This is a genomic window from Flavobacterium croceum DSM 17960, assembly GCF_002917885.1.
Taxonomy (GTDB): Bacteria; Bacteroidota; Bacteroidia; order Flavobacteriales; family Flavobacteriaceae; genus Flavobacterium; species Flavobacterium croceum.
In genome coordinates this window covers 1-23,480 of sequence record NZ_PQNY01000001.1, presented here as the reverse complement: position 1 = coordinate 23,480, position 23,480 = coordinate 1, and the positions used below count along the sequence as shown (strand labels likewise).

Annotated in this window: 24 protein-coding genes; 19 read left to right on the top strand and 5 right to left on the bottom strand. The window is 31.6% G+C overall.

Features of this window, described 5'->3' with window-relative positions:
• The first annotated feature begins 14 nt into the window (after nucleotides 1–14).
• The 18 genes from Q361_RS00125 (at nucleotide 15) to Q361_RS00040 (ending at nucleotide 16,822) form a co-directional block, all read left to right on the top strand.
• Nucleotides 15–713 carry an ABC transporter ATP-binding protein gene (locus tag Q361_RS00125; RefSeq protein ID WP_103724676.1) on the top strand — a complete coding sequence of 233 codons (699 nt, stop codon included), beginning with the start codon at nucleotides 15–17 and terminating at the stop codon, nucleotides 711–713.
• Between the two features lie 154 nt (nucleotides 714–867).
• The gene (gene porW / locus Q361_RS00120) at nucleotides 868–3,651 is read left to right on the top strand and encodes a type IX secretion system periplasmic lipoprotein PorW/SprE (protein WP_146046957.1); all 2,784 of its coding nucleotides are present in this window, start codon (nucleotides 868–870) and stop codon (nucleotides 3,649–3,651) included.
• Between the two features lies 1 nt (nucleotide 3,652).
• Nucleotides 3,653–4,057 carry a bactofilin family protein gene (locus Q361_RS00115; RefSeq protein WP_103724675.1) on the top strand — a complete coding sequence of 135 codons (405 nt, stop codon included), beginning with the start codon at nucleotides 3,653–3,655 and terminating at the stop codon, nucleotides 4,055–4,057.
• Nucleotides 4,029–4,253 carry an AtpZ/AtpI family protein gene (locus tag Q361_RS00110; RefSeq protein ID WP_103724674.1) on the top strand — a complete coding sequence of 75 codons (225 nt, stop codon included), beginning with the start codon at nucleotides 4,029–4,031 and terminating at the stop codon, nucleotides 4,251–4,253. The genes Q361_RS00115 and Q361_RS00110 overlap by 29 nt, the downstream gene beginning before the upstream one ends.
• Nucleotides 4,246–4,653, top strand: coding sequence for a hypothetical protein (locus Q361_RS00105; protein ID WP_103724673.1), 408 nt, complete (start codon nucleotides 4,246–4,248; stop codon nucleotides 4,651–4,653). Before Q361_RS00110 ends, Q361_RS00105 begins: the two co-directional genes overlap by 8 nt.
• 77 nt (nucleotides 4,654–4,730) lie before the next feature.
• Nucleotides 4,731–5,861 carry a F0F1 ATP synthase subunit A gene (gene atpB, locus Q361_RS00100; protein ID WP_103724672.1) on the top strand — a complete coding sequence of 377 codons (1,131 nt, stop codon included), beginning with the start codon at nucleotides 4,731–4,733 and terminating at the stop codon, nucleotides 5,859–5,861.
• Between the two features lie 36 nt (nucleotides 5,862–5,897).
• Complete coding sequence (gene atpE / locus Q361_RS00095; RefSeq protein ID WP_103724671.1) at nucleotides 5,898–6,095, top strand: ATP synthase F0 subunit C; 198 nt, start codon at nucleotides 5,898–5,900, stop codon at nucleotides 6,093–6,095.
• An 85-nt stretch (nucleotides 6,096–6,180) separates the two neighbouring features.
• Entirely contained in the window at nucleotides 6,181–6,681 is a 501-nt protein-coding gene (locus tag Q361_RS00090; RefSeq protein WP_103724670.1) for a F0F1 ATP synthase subunit B, read from the top strand.
• Nucleotides 6,681–7,217, top strand: coding sequence for an ATP synthase F1 subunit delta (atpH, locus tag Q361_RS00085; protein WP_103724669.1), 537 nt, complete (start codon nucleotides 6,681–6,683; stop codon nucleotides 7,215–7,217). Before Q361_RS00090 ends, atpH begins: the two co-directional genes overlap by 1 nt.
• Before the next feature lie 20 nt (nucleotides 7,218–7,237).
• A complete protein-coding gene (gene atpA, locus Q361_RS00080) occupies nucleotides 7,238–8,815 on the top strand; it encodes a F0F1 ATP synthase subunit alpha (RefSeq protein WP_103724668.1) in 1,578 nt (525 codons plus the stop codon).
• A gap of 76 nt (nucleotides 8,816–8,891) precedes the next feature.
• On the top strand, nucleotides 8,892–9,758 hold the full coding sequence (gene atpG, locus Q361_RS00075; protein WP_103724667.1) for an ATP synthase F1 subunit gamma: 867 nt from the start codon (nucleotides 8,892–8,894) through the stop codon (nucleotides 9,756–9,758).
• A gap of 99 nt (nucleotides 9,759–9,857) precedes the next feature.
• Nucleotides 9,858–11,324 (top strand): lipopolysaccharide biosynthesis protein, encoded by a 1,467-nt coding sequence (locus Q361_RS00070; protein ID WP_103724666.1) that lies wholly within the window; start codon nucleotides 9,858–9,860, stop codon nucleotides 11,322–11,324.
• Nucleotides 11,321–11,755: a dUTP diphosphatase gene (gene dut, locus Q361_RS00065; RefSeq protein WP_103724665.1), complete on the top strand. Its 435-nt coding sequence runs from the start codon at nucleotides 11,321–11,323 to the stop codon at nucleotides 11,753–11,755. The genes Q361_RS00070 and dut overlap by 4 nt, the downstream gene beginning before the upstream one ends.
• A 192-nt stretch (nucleotides 11,756–11,947) precedes the next feature.
• Entirely contained in the window at nucleotides 11,948–12,310 is a 363-nt protein-coding gene (locus Q361_RS00060) for a four helix bundle protein (protein ID WP_103724664.1), read from the top strand.
• Between the two features lie 105 nt (nucleotides 12,311–12,415).
• Entirely contained in the window at nucleotides 12,416–13,426 is a 1,011-nt protein-coding gene (locus tag Q361_RS00055) for a sugar phosphate nucleotidyltransferase (RefSeq protein ID WP_103724663.1), read from the top strand.
• A 4-nt stretch (nucleotides 13,427–13,430) separates the two neighbouring features.
• The gene (locus tag Q361_RS00050) at nucleotides 13,431–14,783 is read left to right on the top strand and encodes a tetratricopeptide repeat protein (RefSeq protein ID WP_103724662.1); all 1,353 of its coding nucleotides are present in this window, start codon (nucleotides 13,431–13,433) and stop codon (nucleotides 14,781–14,783) included.
• 1 nt (nucleotide 14,784) lies between these two features.
• Nucleotides 14,785–15,564 (top strand): DUF4292 domain-containing protein, encoded by a 780-nt coding sequence (locus tag Q361_RS00045; RefSeq protein WP_103724661.1) that lies wholly within the window; start codon nucleotides 14,785–14,787, stop codon nucleotides 15,562–15,564.
• A 7-nt stretch (nucleotides 15,565–15,571) separates the two neighbouring features.
• Nucleotides 15,572–16,822: a murein hydrolase activator EnvC family protein gene (locus Q361_RS00040; protein ID WP_103724660.1), complete on the top strand. Its 1,251-nt coding sequence runs from the start codon at nucleotides 15,572–15,574 to the stop codon at nucleotides 16,820–16,822.
• Between the two features lie 43 nt (nucleotides 16,823–16,865).
• Here the strand turns inward: Q361_RS00040 and Q361_RS00035 are convergent, their stop codons facing one another.
• Nucleotides 16,866–17,561 carry an SCO family protein gene (locus Q361_RS00035; protein WP_103724659.1) on the bottom strand — a complete coding sequence of 232 codons (696 nt, stop codon included), beginning with the start codon at nucleotides 17,559–17,561 and terminating at the stop codon, nucleotides 16,866–16,868.
• A 159-nt stretch (nucleotides 17,562–17,720) separates the two neighbouring features.
• On the opposite strand from Q361_RS00035, the gene Q361_RS00030 reads away from it, so the two are divergent.
• Nucleotides 17,721–19,772, top strand: coding sequence for a M13 family metallopeptidase (locus Q361_RS00030; protein ID WP_103724658.1), 2,052 nt, complete (start codon nucleotides 17,721–17,723; stop codon nucleotides 19,770–19,772).
• A 42-nt stretch (nucleotides 19,773–19,814) separates the two neighbouring features.
• On the opposite strand, the gene Q361_RS00025 is transcribed toward Q361_RS00030, so the two are convergent.
• The 4 genes from Q361_RS00025 to Q361_RS13870 all read right to left on the bottom strand — a co-directional run.
• Complete coding sequence (locus Q361_RS00025) at nucleotides 19,815–20,258, bottom strand: nucleoside deaminase (RefSeq protein WP_103724657.1); 444 nt, start codon at nucleotides 20,256–20,258, stop codon at nucleotides 19,815–19,817.
• A gap of 472 nt (nucleotides 20,259–20,730) precedes the next feature.
• Nucleotides 20,731–21,300 (bottom strand): hypothetical protein, encoded by a 570-nt coding sequence (locus Q361_RS00020; RefSeq protein ID WP_103724656.1) that lies wholly within the window; start codon nucleotides 21,298–21,300, stop codon nucleotides 20,731–20,733.
• Between the two features lie 120 nt (nucleotides 21,301–21,420).
• On the bottom strand, nucleotides 21,421–21,969 hold the full coding sequence (locus Q361_RS00015) for an REP-associated tyrosine transposase (protein WP_103724655.1): 549 nt from the start codon (nucleotides 21,967–21,969) through the stop codon (nucleotides 21,421–21,423).
• A gap of 544 nt (nucleotides 21,970–22,513) precedes the next feature.
• The coding region (locus Q361_RS13870; RefSeq protein WP_245874585.1) for an RHS repeat-associated core domain-containing protein at nucleotides 22,514–23,480 on the bottom strand (967 nt) is incomplete at its 5' end.

The following is a 23,480-nucleotide window of genomic DNA, read 5'->3' as shown; positions in this document are numbered from 1 at the left end:
AAACATCACACCCTATGATACAAGTAAACAATTTATCAAAAACATACAACAACGGAGTACAAGTTCTTAATATAGAAAATTTAGAAATACCAAAAGGACAAAGTTTTGGTTTGGTAGGAAACAACGGTGCTGGTAAAACTACATTTTTTAGTTTATTACTCGATTTGATTCAACCTTCAACAGGTAAAATACTAAACAATGGTATACAAGTCAATACAAGTGAATCTTGGAAACCTTTTACTTCTGCTTTTATAGACGAAAGTTTTTTAATAGGCTATCTCACCGCCGAAGAATATTTTTATTTTATAGGCGATTTGCGCAAACAAAACAAAGCCGATGTTGATGCGTTGTTGCAAAAGCATGAAGAATTTTTTAACGGAGAAATTTTAAATAAAAAGAAATATTTAAGAGATTTATCCAAAGGAAATCAAAAAAAAGTGGGCATAATTGCAACACTTATAGGCAATCCAGAAGTAGTAATACTCGACGAACCATTTGCTAATTTGGATCCTACAACTGTAAGTAGGTTAAAAAAAATAATCAAAGAACTTACCCAAAGTAAAAACACTACAGTGCTTATTTCATCGCACGATTTAATGCACACCGTTGAGGTTTGTGAGCGTATTGTTGCACTTCATTTGGGTCAAGTTGTAAAAGACATACAATCTACTAGTGAAACATTGCAAGAGTTAGAAAGTTTTTTCGCAGTATAGCATTTTAAAAAACGTCAATTCAACAAAAAAATCTGCTTTAAGCAGATTTTTTTGTTTTAAAGGCATTAATTTTTTCTTTGTTTCAAAAAATAGTTACTTTTACCAGTTAGTTATACTAAAACTAGTTTTTTAGAGTTATAGAAAATAAAAAAAATTGAAAAAAGATACCATAAAATACATAGCAGTCAGTTTGGTAGTTACGCTCATTATCAGTTGTTCTACTAAAAAGAATACTTTTTTGTCTAGAAATTCACATGCACTAAGTACCAAATATAATATTTTGTACAATGGCGGATTGGCTCTAGACAAAGGAATTACAGACTTAAAGAGCGAATACAAAGACAATTTTTGGGAAATTCTTCCAGTAGAACGCATGCTGGTTAAAGAAGAAAACTTGAACGATGAAAAACAAAAGAACCAAAATTTTGAACGTTCTGAAGAAAAAGCAGTAAAAGCCATTCAAAAACATTCGATGAATATTGATGGCTCCGAAAAAAACCCACAAATGGACGAAGCCCATCTGCTACTCGGAAAAACGCGCTACTACGACCAGCGTTTTATACCAGCACTCGAAGCTTTTAATTATGTTTTGTACAAATACCCAACCAGCGATAAAATTAATGAAGTGAAAATTTGGCGCGAAAAAACAAATATGCGTCTAGAGAATGATGAATTGGCTATAAAAAATTTAAATTCTTTACTAAAGGAAATTAAAGTAAAAGATCAAATTTTTGCCGATGCCAATGCTACTTTGGCTCAAGCATTTATTAATACAAAGCAAAATGATAGTGCGGTAGCAAAACTTAGAATAGCATCAAAATTCACAAAATTAGACGAAGAAAAAGCTCGTTATAACTTTATAATTGGACAACTTTTTGACGATTTAAAACAAAAAGACAGCGCTTTGGTAGCTTATCAAAATGTAATTGATATGAAACGCAGTGCTTCAAAACAATATGTAATACGAGCTCATGCCAAACAAGCTAATTATTTTGATTACAAAACGCAAGACACCACTTTGTTTTTAAAAAAATACCAAGAACTTTTAAAAGATAGAGAAAATAGACCTTACATAGATGTTTTAGAACATCAATTGGGTGTTTTTTACGACAAGCAAAAGAAATCTCAACAAGCCATAACACACTACAATAAATCGTTAAAAAAAGGTTCTCAAGATAAATATTTAGTAGCTTCAAATTATAGAAATTTAGCCGAAATACATTTCAACAACGCCAAATATCTTACCGCTGGAAAATATTACGATAGTACTTTGGCGGTTTTAAATGATAAAACAAGAGAGTACAAACAAATTGCCAAAAAACGAGAAAACTTAGACGATGTTATAAAATTTGAAGGAATAGCTCAAAAAAACGATAGCATTCTTAATTTGGCTTACATGAATCCTACAGAGCGCGACAAATATATTACACAGTACATAGAAAAACTAAAAATTGAAGACAATAAAAAGAAAGAACAAGAAGCAAAAAAAGCTTTAGAAAGTACTTCAAAACCAACTTCGGTAGCTCCAGAAATGATAACGTCAAGCACAAGTTCATTTTATTTTTACAATGCGCCAACTGTTGCCAAAGGTAAAATAGAGTTTAAGAAAAAATGGGGCGATCGACCTTATGTAGAAAATTGGCGTTGGTCTAAAGATATTAAACAATCTACAGATAATACTGTTGCTGATAATCAAAACAATACAGCTACAGAAACACCAAACAATGCTGTTGCAGATCCAAAGTACACAACAAATTTTTACACAAAACAAATACCTACAAGTAAAAAAGTTTTAGATAGTTTGGCAAAAGAACGCAACTTTGCTTACTATCAATTGGGTGTAATATATAAAGAGAAGTTTAAAGAATACCCTAGAGCCGCTCAAAAACTAGAAACATTATTAGATAGTAACCCCGAAGATCGGTTGATTTTACCAACGTTATATAATTTATATAAAATATATGAAATAATCGACGCAGAAAAAGCCGCCGCTCTAAAAATGAAAATCACAACAAAGTATCCCGATTCACGCTACGCTCAAATTATTAACAATCAAACGTTATTGTCAAATTTTGGTAGCCCAGAACAAGTTTACACTACATTGTACAACGATTATGAAAAAGGGCTTTTGCGTGAAACATTCAACAAAGTTAATGTTGCTGTAGAGCAATATAATGGCGAAGAAGTTTTATCTAAATTCGAATTATTAAAAGCTTACTTAACAGGAAGACTACAAGGGCTTTCCGATATGAAAAAGGCATTGAACTTTGTGGCATTAAACTATCCAAATAGTGAAGAGGGCAAAGAAACAGAGAAATTCATCGCCACTAGATTGCCTCAACTAGAAGCATTAGAGTTTAATACAGAAAACCCCACAAGTTGGAAGTTGGTGTTTGAAGCAAGTTTAGATTCATTAAAAAACAAACCTTTGTTGGCTAAACTTAATAAGTTTTTAAAAGATAGAGCTACAGATAAACTCTACATTTCAACCGATGTGTATACCCTTGATCAAGATTTTATAGTGCTTCACGGATTGACAACCAAAGAAAATGCTTTGGAAACAGCCCAAATACTAAAAGATTACAAAGAATATAAATTATCTAACAAAGCGATTATAATATCTAGTGAAAACTACAAAGTTGTTCAAGCCAAAAAAAATATAAACGATTACATAACAGGTGATTGGATTACAAAAGAAATAAAACCAATGCCAAAGAAAGTTTATATACCAACTCCAGAACAACAAGGCAATAAAGCGAATACTAAAATGGTAATTCCGGCATTGAAAGATAAAAATGAACTCTCAAAAAATCAAGAAAGTCTACCTATGAACCCTGGGTTTGAAAGAGAAATGAACACAGGAAAACCCAATGGAAATAATGATAGACAACCAGGAAACATGACTATGCCACCCTCTGTAACCCCAAAAAAACCATAATATGTTTGAAAGAAAAACTACAAAAACAGGCACAGACCAACTCGGACAAACCAATAGAATAGTAGAAGGAACAACAATAAAAGGAAATTTTTCTTGTGCTGCAGACACTCGTATTGACGGCACACTAGAAGGCGATTTTACTTCAGAAGGAAAACTAGTAATTGGTCCAGCAGGTAAATTTATTGGCAATATTATTTGTACAAATTGTGATATAGAAGGCTATTTTCAAGGAAACCTTACTATTTCAGAAACCCTCAATTTAAAATCGAGCGCAATAGTAAACGGTGAAGTAACTTGTGCAAAACTATCTGTAGAACCTGGAGCCGAATTCAACGCTACTTGTGTCATGAAATCAGATGTAAAGAATTTAAAAACACATGCAAAAACAACCGAAAAAACAGCTTAATAAATGGTTGGCACTCATAAGTATTCCTACCCAAATGGGAATTGTTATTTTTTTATTTGCATATCTTGGGCAATGGCTCGATGAAAAATATACAAACTCGGGTAATTGGTACACAAAAACGTGTACAATTATCGGAGTTTTTTTATCATTATACAATGTAATAAGGCAAGTAAATCAAATTAATAAAGATGAATAAAGAGATAGTACTAGTTGTTGTGGCTATACTTGTTTTTTCGACAAGTACTTTCCTTATTAATCATTATTTTTTACCTGCTCAATTAATCAATATTCCGCAAACGTATTTGTTTTTTACTCTAGCTTCAATTATTACCATGCTTATACTTGTGGTAGTAAAAAGAAAAAATTTAGATATAGTTGGAGTAAGTTTTCTACTCATTACAACAATAAAGGCAGGAATTGCATTTTGGTACGGCAAAAACATTATTTACGCTTCAGAAAAATACAATACAGACCGATTTAATTTCTACATCGTTTTCGTGTTATTTTTATTGATAGAAACACTTTTAACCATTTATTTATTAAACAAAACACCCAACAACCCAAATAACTATATTAATTTGTCAAAAAAAATATAAGCACTTATGTATAAGTTTTAATAAAAATTGTACTTTTGCACCAAATTTTAGAAACCTAAAAATTTAGTTAAATACTCATGGTGATTTACAAAAAACCACTCCAATTTATAATTGCTGCACTATTTTCGGTAATGCCGATTATAGCAAATGCAAATCCCACAGTAGATTCAGTAGCAACAACTACAGAGCAAACAGCAAAAGAAAATGTTTCAGAGGAACAGAAAAAAGTAGAAGAACGAGCAGAATTTATTCAACATCATCTTTTAGACTCTCATGGATTCACTCTTTTTTCTTATGGTGAAAAAGAAAATGAGCATCATGTAGGTTTTCCTTTACCTGTTATTTTATGGGATGAAGGATTACATATTTTTTCATCATCTGAGTTTAAACATGATACAGCTATAGTTGAATCTAAAGGTAAGTATTTTAAGATAGAGCATGGTATAGTATACTCTTGTGATAAAAATGGTGTTGTAGATCATCAAGCCCATACAAATCCTTTGAAAAGACCACTAGATTTTTCTATCACAAAAAATGTATTTATGATTTTAGTGGTTGGATTATTGATGTTCTTGTTGTTTGGAGGTTTGGCAAAATCATACAAGAAAAACAATGGAATAGCAAAGGGTGTAGGAAGGTTTTTTGAGCCAATAGTAATATTTGTTAGAGATGAAATTGCTATCCCAAATATTGGTGAAAAACATTACAAAAAATACATGAGTCATTTATTATCTGTGTTTTTCTTTATTTGGTTTTTAAATATGTTTGGTTTAACCCCGCTTGGCGTAAATGTTACAGGTAATATTGCCATTACAGCGGCATTAGCTATTATTACTTATTTAATTACAAATATTTCTGCTAATAAAAATTATTGGGGGCACATATTTTGGATGCCAGGTGTTCCTCCAATTATGAGAATAGTATTAGCGCCTATAGAGTTGTTAGGAACTATAATAAAACCATTCTCGCTTACTATTCGTCTCTATGCAAATATGGTTGCAGGTCATATAGTGTTGATGAGTATTATAGCAATGATGTATACGTTTAATAATGTTGCTGGTAGCGGATTTTCTTTTGTGTTAGCATTTGTGCTTTCTATTTTAGAAATATTAGTAGCAGGGTTACAGGCGTATATATTTACAATGTTAACGGCACTGTACTTTGGTTCTGCTTGTGAAGAACACCATCATGAGGAGGCACATCATTAATTTAATTGAATGTTTAATTTTTAATATATATACATTATGGGAACTATTCCAAATCTAGTAGGAGCAGGTTTAATCGTTATCGGTGCTGGTTTAGGTATCGGTAAAATTGGTGGTTCAGCAATGGACGCTATCGCTCGTCAGCCAGAAGCTTCTGGTAAAATACAAACAGCGATGCTTATTGCAGCTGCGCTTATTGAAGGTATTGGATTTGCTGCATTCTTTATGGGCAAATAATTCTTTTAAACAATTGTTATAACGGTTGGTTGTAACAATTGTTTTTACAATTAATTTAATTACAATAAAAATATATAATATATAAATGGAACAATTATTAGGAACTTTTTCACTTGGATTATTTATTTTACAAATAGTAATCTTTGTTGGTTTAATTTTCTTGCTTAAAAAGTTTGCATGGAAACCTATACTAGATGCAGTAAACACTAGAGAAGAGGGAATAAAAAACGCATTACTTTCTGCAGAAAATGCCAAAAAAGAAATGCAAAACCTTAAAGCTGATAATGAAAAATTGTTGGCAGAAGCTCGTGCAGAAAGAGATGCTTTGATGAAAGAAGCTCGTGAAATCAAAGAAAAAATGATTAACGATGCTAAAGTAGAAGCACAAGCTCAAGGCGAAAAACTTATTGCACAAGCAAAAGCAACTATAGAGGGCGAAAAAAATGCAGCACTTGCCGATTTAAAAAATCAAGTTTCTACACTTTCTATAGAAATTGCAGAAAAAGTGCTAAAAGAAGAATTGTCAAACAAAGAAGCTCAAACCAAATTAGTAGATAAACTTTTGGGTGAGGCTAAATTAAATTAATCGATATGTCAAGAGCAGCGATTAGATACGCCAAAGCAATACTAGACAATGCTTCAGTAAAAGGTAATGCAGAGGTAGTAAATAATGATATGAAACTTATATTGGAAACAATACAAGGCAATAAAGAGTTAAAAACCTTTATTAACAGCCCTGTGGTAAAGCAAGAAATGAAAAGATCGGCTTTATCTCAGATTTTTTCGGCGGTTAATGATGAAACAAAATCTTTATTCCAATTGTTGGCTTCCAATGCACGTTTTGAATTGCTAGATGATATAGCAATACAATACCATAACTTGTACAACGATAGCATAGGAATTGAAAAAGCCTATGTTACTACAGCAGTTGCTATTACTCCAGAATTGGAAAGCAAAGTAATTGCAAAAGCATCAGAGTTTACTTCTAAAAAAATCACAATAGAAAATCTTGTAGACCCTTCTATAATAGGTGGTTTTATATTAAGAGTAGCAGACAAGCAGTACAATGCGTCCGTATCAAGTCGTTTGGCAGAATTGAAAAGAGAATTTATAATAAATTAATACCATTAAATATATAAAAAATGGCAGAAATTAAAGCTGCTGAGATTTCAGCAATATTAAAGCAACAATTATCAGGTTTTGAATCTGGTGTTTCATTAGAAGAAGTAGGAACAGTACTTCAAGTAGGAGACGGTATTGCTCGCGTATATGGTTTATCAAATGCGCAGTACGGAGAATTAGTTCAATTTGATAACGGAATTGAAGCTATTGTTCTTAACCTTGAAGAAGATAATGTAGGTGTTGTTGTACTTGGTACTTCAAAAGCTATAAAAGAAGGTTCTACAGTAAAAAGGACAGGTAGAATTGCTTCATTAAAAGTTGGTGAACAAATGGTAGGTCGTGTTGTAGACACCCTAGGTAACCCAATAGATGGTAAAGGCCCTATAGGTGGCGATTTGTATGAAATGCCACTTGAGCGCAAAGCACCAGGTGTTATTTTCCGTCAGCCTGTAAACGAACCATTGCAAACAGGTATTAAATCTGTAGATGCTATGATTCCTGTAGGTAGAGGTCAAAGAGAGCTTGTTATTGGTGACCGTCAAACAGGTAAAACAACAGTTTGTATCGATACTATTCTAAATCAAAAAGAGTTTTACGATGCTGGACAACCTGTGTTTTGTATTTATGTTGCTGTAGGTCAAAAAGCATCTACTGTGGCTGGAATTGCTAAAACATTAGAAGATAAAGGTGCTATGGCGTATACAGTTATCGTGGCTGCCAATGCTTCAGATCCTGCTCCAATGCAAGTATATGCTCCATTTGCAGGTGCTGCTATTGGAGAATATTTCCGCGATACAGGTCGTCCTGCATTGATTGTTTATGATGATTTGTCTAAACAAGCCGTTGCTTACCGTGAAGTTTCTTTGTTGTTAAGAAGACCACCAGGACGCGAAGCATATCCTGGAGACGTTTTCTACCTTCACTCAAGATTATTAGAAAGAGCAGCAAAAGTGATTGCTGATGATGATATTGCAAAAAACATGAACGATCTTCCAGAATCGTTAAGACCTATTGTAAAAGGCGGAGGTTCATTAACCGCTTTACCAATTATTGAAACACAAGCAGGTGACGTTTCTGCATATATCCCAACCAACGTAATTTCGATTACAGATGGGCAAATTTTCTTGGAGTCAGATTTATTTAATTCAGGTGTTCGTCCTGCAATTAACGTAGGTATTTCGGTATCTCGTGTTGGAGGTAATGCACAAATTAAATCGATGAAAAAAGTAGCAGGTACCTTAAAATTAGACCAAGCGCAATTCCGTGAATTGGAAGCATTTGCAAAATTTGGTTCTGATTTGGATGCTGTTACAATGAATGTAATTGAAAAAGGTAAACGTAACGTAGAAATATTAAAACAATCTGTAAATACACCATTTACGGTTGAAGATCAAGTTGCTATTATCTATGCAGGTTCTAAAAACTTATTAAGAAATGTTCCTGTAAACAAAGTAAAAGAATTTGAAAGAGATTATTTAGAATACTTAAATAATTCTCATAGAGACACTTTAAACGCTTTAAAAGCAGGTAAATTTGATGATGCTATTACCGATGTTTTAGAAAAAGCTGCAAAAGAAGTTTCTGCAAAATATAATTAATTAGCTAATTATCCCATGTGTCAATTATGCAATTAATTGACACAATGGTATATTGGAACATTGATAAATTAACAAAATGGCAAACTTAAAAGAAATACGTAATAGAATTACTTCAGTTCAATCTACAATGCAGATTACTTCTGCAATGAAGATGGTTTCTGCTGCCAAACTTAAAAAAGCTCAAGACGCCATTACGGCTATGCGACCTTATGCGGAAAAACTAACAGAATTGTTACAAAATGTAAGTTCTAGTTTAGAAGGCGATGTAGGAGGAGCATTTACAACACAAAGAGAAGTAAAAAAAGTCTTGATTGTAGCTATTACATCCAATAGAGGTTTGGCTGGTGCATTTAACTCAAACGTTGTTAAACAAGTAAGAAATTTAACAGAAGAGTATAAAGGCAAGAATATTGAAGCCGAAGTTTTTGCCATTGGGAAAAAAGGAAATGATGTATTGAAAAAAACCAATACAGTTGTTGAAGTAAATACCGCTCTTTTTGATGATTTAAATTTTGATAATGCTGCAAAAATTGCTGATGCATTAACACAGAAATTTGTTTCTGGATCATACGACAAAATAGAATTGGTATATAATCAATTTAAAAACGCTGCTACTCAAATTATTAAAACAGAACAGTTTTTGCCTTTAGCCCCAATAAGTAGTTCAGACTTAAAAGTATCTTCCGATTATATATTTGAACCTAAAAAAGAAGAAATTGTTTTAACGCTTATACCAAAGTCATTAAAGACGCAGTTGTATAAAGCTTTAAGAGACTCTTTTGCAGCCGAACACGGAGCTCGTATGACGGCTATGCACAAAGCTACCGATAATGCTACCGAGTTAAGAAATCAATTAAAATTGACTTACAACAAGGCACGTCAAGCAGCTATTACAGGAGAAATTTTGGAAATTGTTGGAGGTGCAGAAGCCTTAAAAGGATAAAAATTTTAAAATCTATTTATAAAAAGAGTCACATTTGTTGGCTCTTTTTTTATTGCATCATTATTATAGTTATTTTTGTTTTTTTAAAATAATCTTACTTTGAGTTTATATAAAAACCTATTTAAGCAAACACTAATTTACGGATTGGCAACCGTTTTGCCTCGAATGATAAGCTTTTTGCTTAATCCTTTGTATGTTAAGAAATTACCAAAACAAGAGTTTGCAGATGTTTCTATTGTTTTTGCATGGTTGGTTTTTTTCAATGTAATTTTATCCTACGGAATGGAAACTGCTTTCTTTCGATTTTATAATAAAGAAGAAGATAAGAAAAAGGTAATATCAACAGCAACAATTTCTATTTTTTGGTCATCAATTACATTCTTATGCGTAGCATTACTATTTAGAAATACATTAGCACATTGGACAGAATTAAAAGTAGAATATATTACATATACTATTTGGATTTTGGTTCTCGATGCACTTGTAATCATTCCTTTTTCAAAATTAAGAGCAACAAAAAGACCTATGCAATATGCCATTATCAAAATTGGTAATGTAACTATAAATATGCTTTTTAATCTATTTTTCTTAATAGTTTTACCCAAATTAGCTCAATCAAATCCTCAAAGTTTTTTTAATACTATTTACTTTGAAAATTTTAAGGTAGGTTACATATTTGTTTCAGGTTTAATTGCAAGTTTGCTAACGTTTGTAATTCTCTCGCCTAATTATTTCAAAATTAATTGGAAATTCGATTACAATCTTTGGAAACAAATGATACAATATGGTTATCCAATTTTAATAGCAGGTTTAGCTTTTGCTATCAATGAACATTTTGATAAAATTCTGTTGGATTGGATGGATGTTTCAAAAGCAGATATTGGTGCTTACTCAGCTTGCTATAAAATAGGAATGTTTATGGTTTTATTTAGAACAGCATATACACTTGGTATTGAACCTTTCTTTTTTAGTCATGCAACGAACGAAAATGCACAACAAACCTATGCAACCATTACTAAGTATTTTGTAATATTTGGTTCATTTATTAGTCTTTTTGTAATTGTTTTTATCGATTTATTAAAGCAACCTTTGGTTCCAAATAAACAATATTGGGATGCCATAAAAGTTGTTCCATTGATTGTTTTAGCCAATTTTTTTCTTGGTATATACACCAATCTATCGGTTTGGTATAAGTTAATTGATAAAACAAAAATTGGTGCTTATATATCTATAGTTGGGGCAGTTGTAACTTTAGTACTAAATTATTTATTAATAAAGGAATTCAGTTATTATGGTTCTGCAATTGCAACTTTAGCAGCCTATGGAACAATGATGATAATATCTTATAAAATGGGACAAAAAAATTATCCAATCCCTTATGATATGAAGCGAATATTTGCTTATTTAGGATTAAGCATTGTGTTTTCGGCAATATCGTTTTATATTCCTTATTTAAGAGAAAACTATCTAGTAAAAATCGTTTTACTTTCTTTATTTTTATATTTCATTTATAGAAATGAGAAAGAAACACTTTTAAAAATTATAAAAAGAAAAGCAATAAAATGATTGTAAAAATAATAAATAAGTCGCAACACGAACTGCCAAATTACGAAACCATAGCTTCAGCTGGAATGGATTTGCGTGCCAATTTAAACGAATCTATAAGCTTAAAACCGCTAGAAAGAGTATTGGTAAAAACAGGTTTATTTATAGAGCTACCTATAGGTTACGAAGCACAAGTACGCCCACGTAGCGGTTTAGCGTTAAAAAAAGGAATTACCGTACTTAATACACCGGGAACTATAGATGCTGATTATCGTGGTGAAATAGGCGTAATTTTAGTAAATTTATCCAATGAAGTTTTTATCATCGAAAATGGAGAACGAATCGCTCAAATAATCATCGCAAAACATGAAAGAGCCGAGTGGATAGAAGTACAAGAACTGTCTGAAACATCTCGTGGCGAAGGAGGATTTGGTAGCACAGGAGTGAAATAATGAAATAGTTTAAAAATATTGAATGTTCAATTTTGAAAAACGAATGTTTAAGTTTAAGTAGGGATAAAACACTTCAAAATTCAAAATTCGTTGTTGAATGTTCTAAGTTTACAAATTTTGAATATTCAATTTTGAAAAACGAATGTTTAAGTTTACAGATAAAACACAAACCAAAATAATTCTATAAAAGCCATGAAAAAATTTGATTTGCACGAAAGACTAATTGATTTTGCAGTAGAAATTATAACCATTACAGATAATTTAAAAGCAACAAAAGCAGGAAATCATTTATCAGGACAAATAGTAAGATCTGGAACATCACCTTCGTTAAATTATAGCGAAGCACAAAGTGCTGAATCAAGAAATGATTTTATTCATAAAATGTCTGTTGTATTAAAAGAATTAAGAGAAACACATTCTTGTTTGAAAATTATTCATAAAGCAAATTTATATTTGAAAAACGAACAAGATTTAATACTAATAATAAAAGAAAATGACGAATTAATATCGATTTTTGTAAAAAGTATTGAAACATCTAGAAATAAAAATAAGTAGTCAAATAGTTCAAAGTTCAAAATTCAAAGTTGAATATTCCAAGTTCACAAGTGTTGAACATTCAATGATGAAAAACGAATGTTGAAGTTTAAAAAATAATATAAAATGAAAATAATAGTCCCTATGGCAGGTCGAGGTTCAAGACTGCGTCCACATACATTAACCGTTCCAAAACCCTTAATACCTATAGCTGGTAAACCCATAGTGCATAGGTTGGTAGAAGATATAGCCAAAGTATTAAATCAGCCAATAGAAGAAATAGCATTTGTTATACACGAAAGTTTTGGTCAAAAAGTAGAAGAAGATTTGGTTGCAATTGCGCAAAAACTAGGCGCAAAAGGAACAATTTACTATCAAAACGAACCTTTGGGAACAGGTCATGCTATTATGTGTGCCAAAGACTCTCTTTCGGGACCAGCAGTAATCGCTTATGCCGATACCTTAATACGTGCAGACTTTGATTTGGACAAAAATGCCGATAGTGTTATTTGGGTAAAACAAGTAGATAAGCCAGAGGCATTTGGTGTAATTAATCTCAACAAAGAAAATGAAATAGTAGAATTGGTAGAAAAACCAAAAGAATTTGTTTCTGATTTAGCAGTTATAGGAATATACTATTTTAAAGATGTTGCCGTTTTAAAAAATGAATTGCAAGCTGTTCTAGATAATAATATTATACATGGTGGCGAATATCAAATTAACGATGGCATTAAACAAATGATGGCAAAAGGCATGAAATTTGTACCCGGAAAAGTAGACGAATGGATGGATTGCGGCAATAAAGATGTAACCGTTGATACCAATACTAGAATGCTTGGATTTTTGCAAAACGATGGAGAAAACTTAGTTTCAACAGATGTGAAATTAGAAAATTCCACCATTATTCCACCCTGTTACATAGGGGAAGATGTAGTTTTAATTAATGCTACAGTGGGTCCAAATGTATCTTTAGGGAAAGGTTGTCATGTTATAGATAGTAAAATAAAAAACAGTTTGGTACAAACACATGCGCACATAAAAAATGCAAGTTTAAACAATGCCATGATAGGAAACCATGCATCATTCGACGGAAACTTTACGGCAATTAGCATTGGAGATTACTCTGTATTAGAATAAAAATATGAGAAAAATAATTCTATATACTTTTCTATTTGGGACTTTTGTATTCCCTACAGCTTCTGTTGCTCAACAACAAGAACCAGAGCAAGTGGCTTTAGATACAAAAGAGTTTGAAGATCATTTGTATGAGTCTTTCAAACAAAAAGGCATTGAAAATTACGACAAAGCCATACAAGAATTAGAAAAATGTCAAAACTTAGAACCCAACAATCCTTTGGTTTGGTTTGAGTTGGCAAAGAATTATTATTTTCAAAAAAAATATGTAGACAGCTATAATTATTTTGAGAAAGTTACACAAGCAGATCCCAAAAATCGTTGGGCATGGCAAGGATTGTACGATATATGTTACGATACTAAAGATTATAACAAAGCAATAACAATCGTTGCAAAACTCATTGAATTTAAAGAAGATTATAAAGAAGATTTGTTATCGTTGTATATGACAACCCAACAATACGACAAAGCACTTACTTTAATTAACGAATTAAATGAACGATTTGGCGTAACCGACAAACATGAACTATATAAAGCACAAATTTTAAAAGACGTAAAATACCAAGGCTCCGAAAAAGAAAATCTAATAGCTCAAATTAAAAAAAATCCTAAAGAAGAGAGTAATTATATTCAACTTATTTACTTGTATTCGCAAAGCAATCAAGAAGAAAAGGCACTCGAAGTAGCAAAACAACTCGAAAAAGAAATCCCTACTTCCGATTGGGCTCAGGTATCACTTTTTAAATTCCATATAAACAATCAAGATGGAGAAAAAGCAACCAAAGCCATGCACATTGCACTCTCAAGCACTAAAATAGATTCTAAAATAAAGCATAGAATACTCAACGAATATTTACTATTTGCCAAAGATAAGCCCCTTTTTGAAAAAGACTTAGACAAGGCTATTACTTATTTTGATAACGATAAAGAAGTAAAAGTAGCCAAAGAAATAGGTAAGTTTTACCACAGTAAAAAAACTTGGGATAAAGCCGCAAAGTATTATAAAATGCATCTAAACACGGTTTCAGATGACTACGAAACAATTAATCTTTTGGCAGAATGTTATAAAGAAGCACAAGAATACGAAGCATTGGCAAAATTTTCCGAAGAACAGTCACAATTGTTTCCATCGCAACCCGATATGTATTATTATTTAGGGTATGCCTATAATAAGCTGAAAAATTTTAAAAAAGCCAAAGAATCATTAGAAACAGGGCTCGATTTTATTGTAGACAACACAAAATTGGAAGCGGCTTTTTATAATCAATTGATAGAATGTTATTCTGGATTGGGCGATGCTAAAAAGAAAGAATACTATACCAACAAGCAATTAGAAGCTCAAAAAACGCAAAAAAAATGACATGAAAAAAAACATAATACTATTTATATCAAGTATAGCTCTATTCAGTTGTAAGCCTAAGCAAATTATAGCAGAAACAGGCGTTATAAAAACAGAAGACACCAAAAATTCTGCGGCAGAAATCATAGAAAAGCATTATCAAAATGATGTTAGCTTTACTACCCTTTATATCAAAGCCAATGCTAAATATGAAGACGAAAAGCAAAGCCAAAATGTAAATGCAGAGATTAAAATAAAAAAAGACGAAAAAATACTGATAAGTGTAAGAATACTTGGAATAACTATGGCAAAAGCACTTATTACACCAAGCACTGTATATTATTATGAAAAAATAAACAATACTTACTTTGAAGGCGATTATGCATTGCTCAGTCAATGGTTAGGAACGCCATTGGATTACAACAAAGTACAAAACCTATTTTTAGGAAAACCACTCAATTCGCTTAATGCGAGTACATTTGTAGCAACAGTTGTTAATAATCTATATCAATTAAAATCGAAAGGCAATAATACGATTGAAGAAGAATATTATTTTGAAGGAGAAAATTATTTATTAAAACAAGAACAAATCGCACAACCATTAGCAAATAGAAACGTACAAATACAATACTCCGATTACCGCAAGGAAAACGGAGTAATACTACCGTCTACAATAGGTGTGGTAGCAAAAAGTAAAAATACCGTTACAATAGATTTAACTTATAAAAATGTAACGGTAAACGAAGATTTAACTTTTCCTTACAATGTTCCAGAAGGTTTTGAAAGAATTTATTTAAAATAATAATTTTATGACTCGATATATATACTTATTACTATTTATAGGTGTTTTTAGTTTTTCTTATGCTCAACAATCTCAAGAAGAATTAGAACAACGCAAAGCAAAATTGCAAGCCGAAATACAAGAAAAAGAACGTATGCTTCAAGACATAAAGTCAAAAGAACTATCGGTTACCAAAGTATTACAGCTTCAAAAAGAAAAAATAGCTTTAAAAGAAAAACTCATACAAATGAGTGAAAAGCAGTCGAAAGTTTTAAAAAACGACATGTATACCAATCAAGTTCAAATAAATCACCTGAACAGCGATTTAACCGATTTGAAAAAAGATTATGCAGAGATGATTGTAAAATCGTACAAAAGCCGTTCTACACAAAGTAGAGCCATGTTCTTGTTGTCATCAGAAAGTTTTACTCAAGCTTACAAACGACTGCAATATATGAAACAATACTCTTCATATAGAAAAATGCAAGCAGATGAAATAAAAGATAAGTCTACCAAACTCATACAATATAACAGCAAATTAGAAGTACAAAAAAAACAAAAACAACAACTTATTAATGAGCAAGAAAAACAGAAGAAAGATTTAGAAAAAGAGAAACAAGAACAAGAAAAAATAGCCAATAGCCTTAAAAAAGACAAAAAAACTGTAGAAGCAGAAATCAAGAAAAAACAACAAGAATCTAAAAAAATTGATGCTCAAATTAATAAATTAATTAAAGAAGCTATTGCTGCAGCCAACAAAAAAGCTGCTGCAGCCAAGGCCAAAGCCAACCCAAAAACAACTACAGCCGAAACCAAAAAAATTACAGAATCAACCAAAATTGTATTAACCCCAGAGGCACAATTGGTTTCAGATAAGTTTAAAGCAAACAAAGGACGTTTACCTTGGCCTGTAGAAAAAGGGACAATTACTTTAGGCTATGGCGATCAGCCACATCCAGTATATAGCAATTTGGTAGTACATAATAGCGGTGTAGATATTGCCACAGAGTCTGGCTCAAACGCTAGAGCTGTTTTTAATGGAGAAGTAACCAAAGTTTTTCAAACATCACCATTAAACAAAGCCGTATGTATACAGCACGGAGATTATTTTACAGTATACATGAATTTAAGTAGTGTGTCTGTAAGTGTAGGCGACAAAGTAACTACAAAACAAACTATAGGTAAAGTACGAAGCAATAGCGATGGAAAAGCCGTATTAAAATTTATGATTTCTCAAAATACAACCTATACAAATCCAAGTAGTTGGTTGGTTAAATAATGAAATATTCAGTAGAAAAAAAGACTAGCTTGAAAGCATCAAGCTAGTCTTTTTCTGTACATAAAAACTCAATATCTTCTAGAAGTTGGCTTATGTTTTTAACACCTTCTTCTGTAGGGCCGTTTAAGTTTGTGCCGTCATAATAGCCGCGTATGCGTTTTTTACGATCTACTAACACAAAATTTTCGGTATGCACCATGTCGTATAATTCTTCAGGCTTGCCTGTTTTTACCACCAAAAAAGAAGTTCGAGCTAAATAATAAATATCTTTTTTGTTGCCAGTAAGCAAGTTCCATTTGCTATCTATAACGCCTTTTTGTACAGCATATTTCTTTAATACAGATACACTATCAATATCTGGGGTTACAGAAAATGAAACCAATTTTACATGAGGATTATTTTTGATTTTGTTTTGCAACCATACCATATTATTGGTCATTCTTGGACATATTGTTTTGCAAGTTGTAAAAAAGAAATCGGCTACATAAATTTTATCTTCATACTCTTTTTGAGTAATTATTTTTCCGTTTTGATTTTTAAAGGCAAAATCGGCAATAGTATGGTTTAAAGCAATATGCTGAATGGTTGTATCTACCAATTCTGGATTTATATCACTTGGATTGTAAACAGGCAAAGATTTTCTTGGTTTTAAAACCATATAAAAAGCACTCAGTGTGATGATAGAAAAAACACCAAAAAACACCAAAAGTTTACGGTTTCTTTTAAAAAGAGAAGACATACAAAATAATTTTATCAAAAGTACAAAACTTTTATGTTTTCAAAATATGTAACGAAAATCATATTATGGAGACCTATACAGATAAGCAAACAATTTTGATGGTAATTTATTAGAAACCAAAAAAATATGTAGGTTTGTATTAACTAAAAAAAATATTTTATGAATAAACCAAAAACTATAAAATCAATAGCGTTACTTGCGCTTTTAGTAGGTTCTAGTGTTGTTTCTGCTCAAAATAATTCGCGCGGTATCAACTTAGACCTTATGGATAAATCGGTAAGACCAAATGACGATTTTTTTAGATTTGTAAATGGAACTTGGCTTAAAAATACACCAATTCCTGCAGATAAAACACGTTGGGGAAGTTTTGATGAACTTCGATTAAAAACAGATAAAGATGCTTTGGCAATATTAAAAGAAGCGAGCCAAAACCCAAATTACAAATCCAATACAGATCAAGGAAAAGCGATAAATGTTTACAAAACATTTATGGATACTATTACCCGAAACAAACTCGGGGTTACACCTTTAAAACCGTTGGTGAAACAAATCAATGCCATTAAAAATGTTTCAGATTTACAAAAACTTCTTATTAAAGCAGAGAGTAGTACAGGAGTCGGCTTTTTGGGTATAGGCGTAAGTGCAGATCAAAAAGACAGTAACAAAAATGTAGCCTATTTATACCCAGGAGGCTTAGGTTTACCCGATAGAGACTACTATGTTTCTGAAGATAAAGATTCTAAAGAAAAAAGAGAAAAATATGTAGCTCATGTAGCCAAAATGCTTCAATATTTAGATATAAAAGGAGAAAAAGCTACACAAATGGCACAAAACATATTGGCTTTTGAAACCCAACTTTCAACACCTAGATTTACTCGTGTAGAACTTCGCGACGATAGATTGCAATACAATCCAATGTCTATAGAAGAACTACAAAAACTAATGCCTCAACTAAACTGGAAAAATTATTTACAAGCAATTGGGCTTGGAGAAATTAAAAGCATTGTAGTTACACAACCAAAATATTTTACAGCACTAAATACTATTTTAGAAAAAGGTAATGTTTCAGACTGGAAAGCCTACATGCTTTGGACTGCTTTAAGAAATTCTGCGGGCAGATTGTCTACACAAATAGGCGAAGCCAACTTTGCTTTTTATGGCAAGACGCTCACAGGAGCTATTAAACAACGTCCTATAGAAGAGCGCGCACTACAAACAGTAAATGGATCAGTAGGCGAAGCTTTGGGTAAATTGTATGTAGAGAAAAAATTTCCTGCAGAAGCAAAATTAAAAGCAGAAATGATGATAAAAAACATCATTAAAGCGTATCAAAATAGAATCCAGAATTTAACATGGATGTCTAACGAAACCAAAATTAAAGCGGTTGAAAAATTGAATAAAATTACCATAAAAATAGGTTATCCAGATAAATGGAAAGATTATTCAGCATTAACTATATTGAGCCCAGAAGAAGGAGGGAATTACTTTGATAATATGGAGCGTTTAAATAAATGGGGATTTGAGAAAAATGTAGCCGATATTAACAAACCTGTTGATAAAACCCAATGGGGAATGTCTCCGCAAACGGTAAATGCCTATTACAATCCATCGTACAACGAAATTGTATTTCCTGCAGCTATACTGCAAGCGCCTTTTTACGATTATCAAGCAGATGAAGCCGTAAACTATGGAGGAATAGGTGCTGTAATAGGTCATGAAATTTCTCACGGTTTTGACGATGCAGGGGCTAGATACGATGCTCAAGGAAACTTGGTCGATTGGTGGACAGAAGAAGATTTAAAACAATTTACAGCGTTGGGTAAAGCCTTAGCTAGTCAATATAGCGCTTTAGAACCACTACCAGGGGTGCATGTAGACGGCGAATTTACACTAGGAGAAAACATAGGTGATTTAGGAGGTATTAATGCTGCTTATGATGGTTTACAATTGTTTTTAAAAGAAAAAGGAAACCCAGGTCTTATAGATGGTTATACTCCAGAACAACGCTTGTTTATATCATGGGCTACAATTTGGAGAGGTAAAATTAGAGACGAAGCTTTAAAAAATCAAGTTAAAACAGATCCACACTCACCAGCACAATATAGAGCTTATGTTCCGTTGATTAATTTAGATACGTTTCATGAAGCATTTCAAATTAAACCAGGTGATGGTATGTATGTTGCTCCAGAAAAACGAGTAAAAATTTGGTAAACTAATTTCTCACATTTTAAAAAAGCGTTGTACATAATAGTATCAACGCTTTTTTGTAAAAAAACTTTTTATTAGTTGGCTACATTCTTCTTCCATAACTCCAAAAATCACTTCTGTTTTTGGGTGTAATTGAGTACCCATTACACGGTAGCCTCTATGATGGTCTTGAGCACCGATAATTATTTTGGATATTTGACTCCAATACAAAGCTCCTGCACACATTTGACAAGGCTCTAAGGTGACATAAAGCGTACAGTCTTTTAGATATTTTCCGCCTAAATAATTAGCAGCGGCTGTAATGCTTTGCATTTCAGCATGCGCTGTTACATCGTGTAATAATTCTGTAAGATTATGACTTCGTGCAATTATTTGGTTATTTACTACAACAATTGCCCCTACGGGTATTTCATCTTTACTAAAAGCTGTCTCGGCTTCTAGTAAAGCTTTTTTCATAAAGTATTCGTGAGTAAAAGGTTGCATTGTCATGGTAGTAAAATATGTAGTAAAAAAACAAATAAATAACAAAAATAGATAAACTAGGACTTTATATCAAACTTTGTAAAACACTTTATATTTTTGTAAGAAAAATATATTTAGAGATTATAATATTGTATAAACTTTTAATTTGTGTCGCAGTAATGTGTTGCAAAAGTTAGTGCATATATCTGCTTTTCAAAACTCACTGCTTTCGAAAGAATTCTTACGTTTGATTTCTACTTATAAAACTATATCATTTTTCTAAACATCCATTCTTATAATTTCAAGTAACTTAATGAATTGCTTTTCGTTTACAATTGCTATGCTAAAAGATTGTGCTAGAGTAGGAAATTTTAAAATTTCCAAATCATAAAAAAACCACATCTTAACGGTGTGGTTTTTGGTATTATTTTCTTTGTGGGCACGAGCAAGATGCTCGCGCTAGCGGGGGGGATTCGCGAGGGAGCGGGGGTATCGAGGGCTAATAAGAAGGTATTTTAATTATATTTAAAATTCTATATAATTTATTTTCGGGCAATTCTTTATCAATAACAATTAAGCCTTTATTATAAAATAGATAAACTTTTTTATAGTTATTTAATAACTCACTATCCCTCGATGTAAGTTCGCCTTTACATAGATCGCCATATAATTGAGTGTAATAAATCTTTATTTTTCCTTTGCTCTTGCGCTTATTAGCTATATTTAATTTAATCGTTGCAAGTCGTCGCTTCTTTTGTAAGGCTTCTTTCAAAACGGATTTTCTATACTTTATTATAGAATCATTATCAAAAGTGTTTCCAGTATTTAAAAACACTTTTGATTCGTTTTTACAAGTAATTACTTGATATTCTGAAATAGCATCATATAGTATTGGATATTCTGCATCGATTGGGTTATTTAAAGAGTCTAATTCAACTATATAAACCTCTAATTTTTTGTTTTCAATTTCTCTATTAAATTCTGATTCTTTAGTTATTAAAAGATATCTATTTTGAGAATTTGCATTAAAAAACAATAAAGCTATTAAAATATATATGAGTTTTTCCACTTATCAATTACCTTTATATGAGTTTTGTATAATAGAATCAATTTCACTTGAAATCAGAGGTTCTGGAGGAGAATTTAATATTCCTCCAGCTAGCGCGAGCATCTTGCTCGAGCCTAGTATCTAATTCAAATCAATTTCTAAAACAGTTTGATCATCATTGCCATAGTTTCTTGCGCTACAATATTTCCAGTCAATAGAATCTGTTACAAAGCCAGATTCTAATGGATTATTATGAATGTAATTCAACTTTTGTTCAAATACTTTCAATGACCAAATTTCGATAGGATTGTTATTTTGTTGCCAAAATTGTCGGTGTTTTACATTGCTATTTTTTTTGCCAGCTTTATCAAACATCCAAAGCAGCCATTCTTTCCTGCTTTCTTGAGGATTTTCTTGAATCATTTTCAACATTTTTCTTGAGGTAAATCCTTTAAAATCTCTAATTAACCCTGATGGATCACCATATGTTGAACGAAAAATTAAATGAATATGACTTGGCATTATACAATATCCATAAATTTCCATTCCTTTATTTTTTCTGCAAAAGTTTAAAGATTCTATAATTGTATCAAAATAATCAACTCGTGTAAAAACATCAATCCAATAAACGGTTGCAAATGAAATAAAATATGCTCCTTCCTTTTCTCCAAATTTATATTTTCTACTCACGGTTTCTTTTTATAAAAATAAAAAATTAAACGGTAACACAATAAATTATAGTTTAATTTTTTTCTAACAAATTGTGGGCACGAGCAAGATGCTCGCGCTAGCGGGGGACATTGTCTATTACTGATTTCGGTTTTCTTTATTCCTAATAAAAAAAGACATTCCAATCATTAAAATAATTATTAAAATAATTGAAGAATAGACCTTAGCTCTATGATTTTCAATAAAAAAAAGTAAATCTATGAAATTAAAAAAATAATAAAGCAAAAGAGATATACACAATATAACTAAAGTCTTAATGAAACTATTTGTGTTTTTGTAAAACATGTATGTTCCTATAAATAAATGTAAAAACACAGGTATAATGTTTATGTAAAAAAGTTTCATTGCTAATTCCCCATAATCTATATTTTTCTGTTTCGATAAATAATAAAAACTATCATCTGTCAATAAAAAAAATAGTATAATTAATAATTTTATTAAGCTTAAGCTTAAAAAGCCAAAAATTGAATTAAGTATTAATTTTATATTGTTTTTCATATTTACATTATTTTTTCGGGTCTTCCCCTAATGGTTTGTCTAATGCTTTTTTTAATCTATCCCAAATTTCTTTATACGTTTCAATATTTGTTTTTGATCTCTCAAAAGCATAATCCTGCATTTCTTTTGATGATTCAGAAAGCGTTGTTTTACTTGAATTTTTACTGATTAAAGTGTTAGGATGACTAATGACAAAGTCACCGTCTTCATTTTTAGAAACTTTATATGTGGTGGAAGAGTCAACAGTTGTTACTGATACAATATTAGAAACTCTTCCTTCATCTGTTATAGTAACTGTTTCTGTCTTCTCACTTTTATTGTAAACATAACTCGATGCATTAGCTGCTGAAGAAACTTTTTCTCCTTTCGAATTATAAAATGTACCTGAAATATTAGTTGTTACAACTGAAGCTGAGTTACTAATGTCTCCAGGATCAACTGTTTTTGCCATGTAACTAAGAAAATCTCCCAAAGGTCTATTATTAGATGTTGAACTACCAATTATTAATGTACCTGAGATATTTCCTGTTTGTGTTAAAATTCTTTCGCTTTTTCCGCCAAAAAAACTTGAAGACATTTTCATATAAGTAACTTGTCCAATTTGACTCAATGTTCTATTATCATTTGGATATGATGGAGGTGTGCCTGCTAACATCCCATCAGGGTCAACAAAGAAAACAGGATTGTCAAGAGCATATGTATAAGGATTAAATCTTCTGCTTTTCTCCGCTAGTGGGTCAATATTCATCCACCTACCAATTGCAGGGTCATAGTTTCTTGCGCCATAGTCGTAAACATTTAAAGAGAGTTCATCTTGAAGTTCTTTGCCGTTATATTTATACTTGTACGTTACTGAAGAAGAACTTTTCCCTGCCCCTATATAGTAACCAAAACTTCCTCTATTACCAGAAATAAAAACAGATTCTTCTACATTATACTTTTCGTGTTTCATACCAAAAGGATAGTAGTTGTTC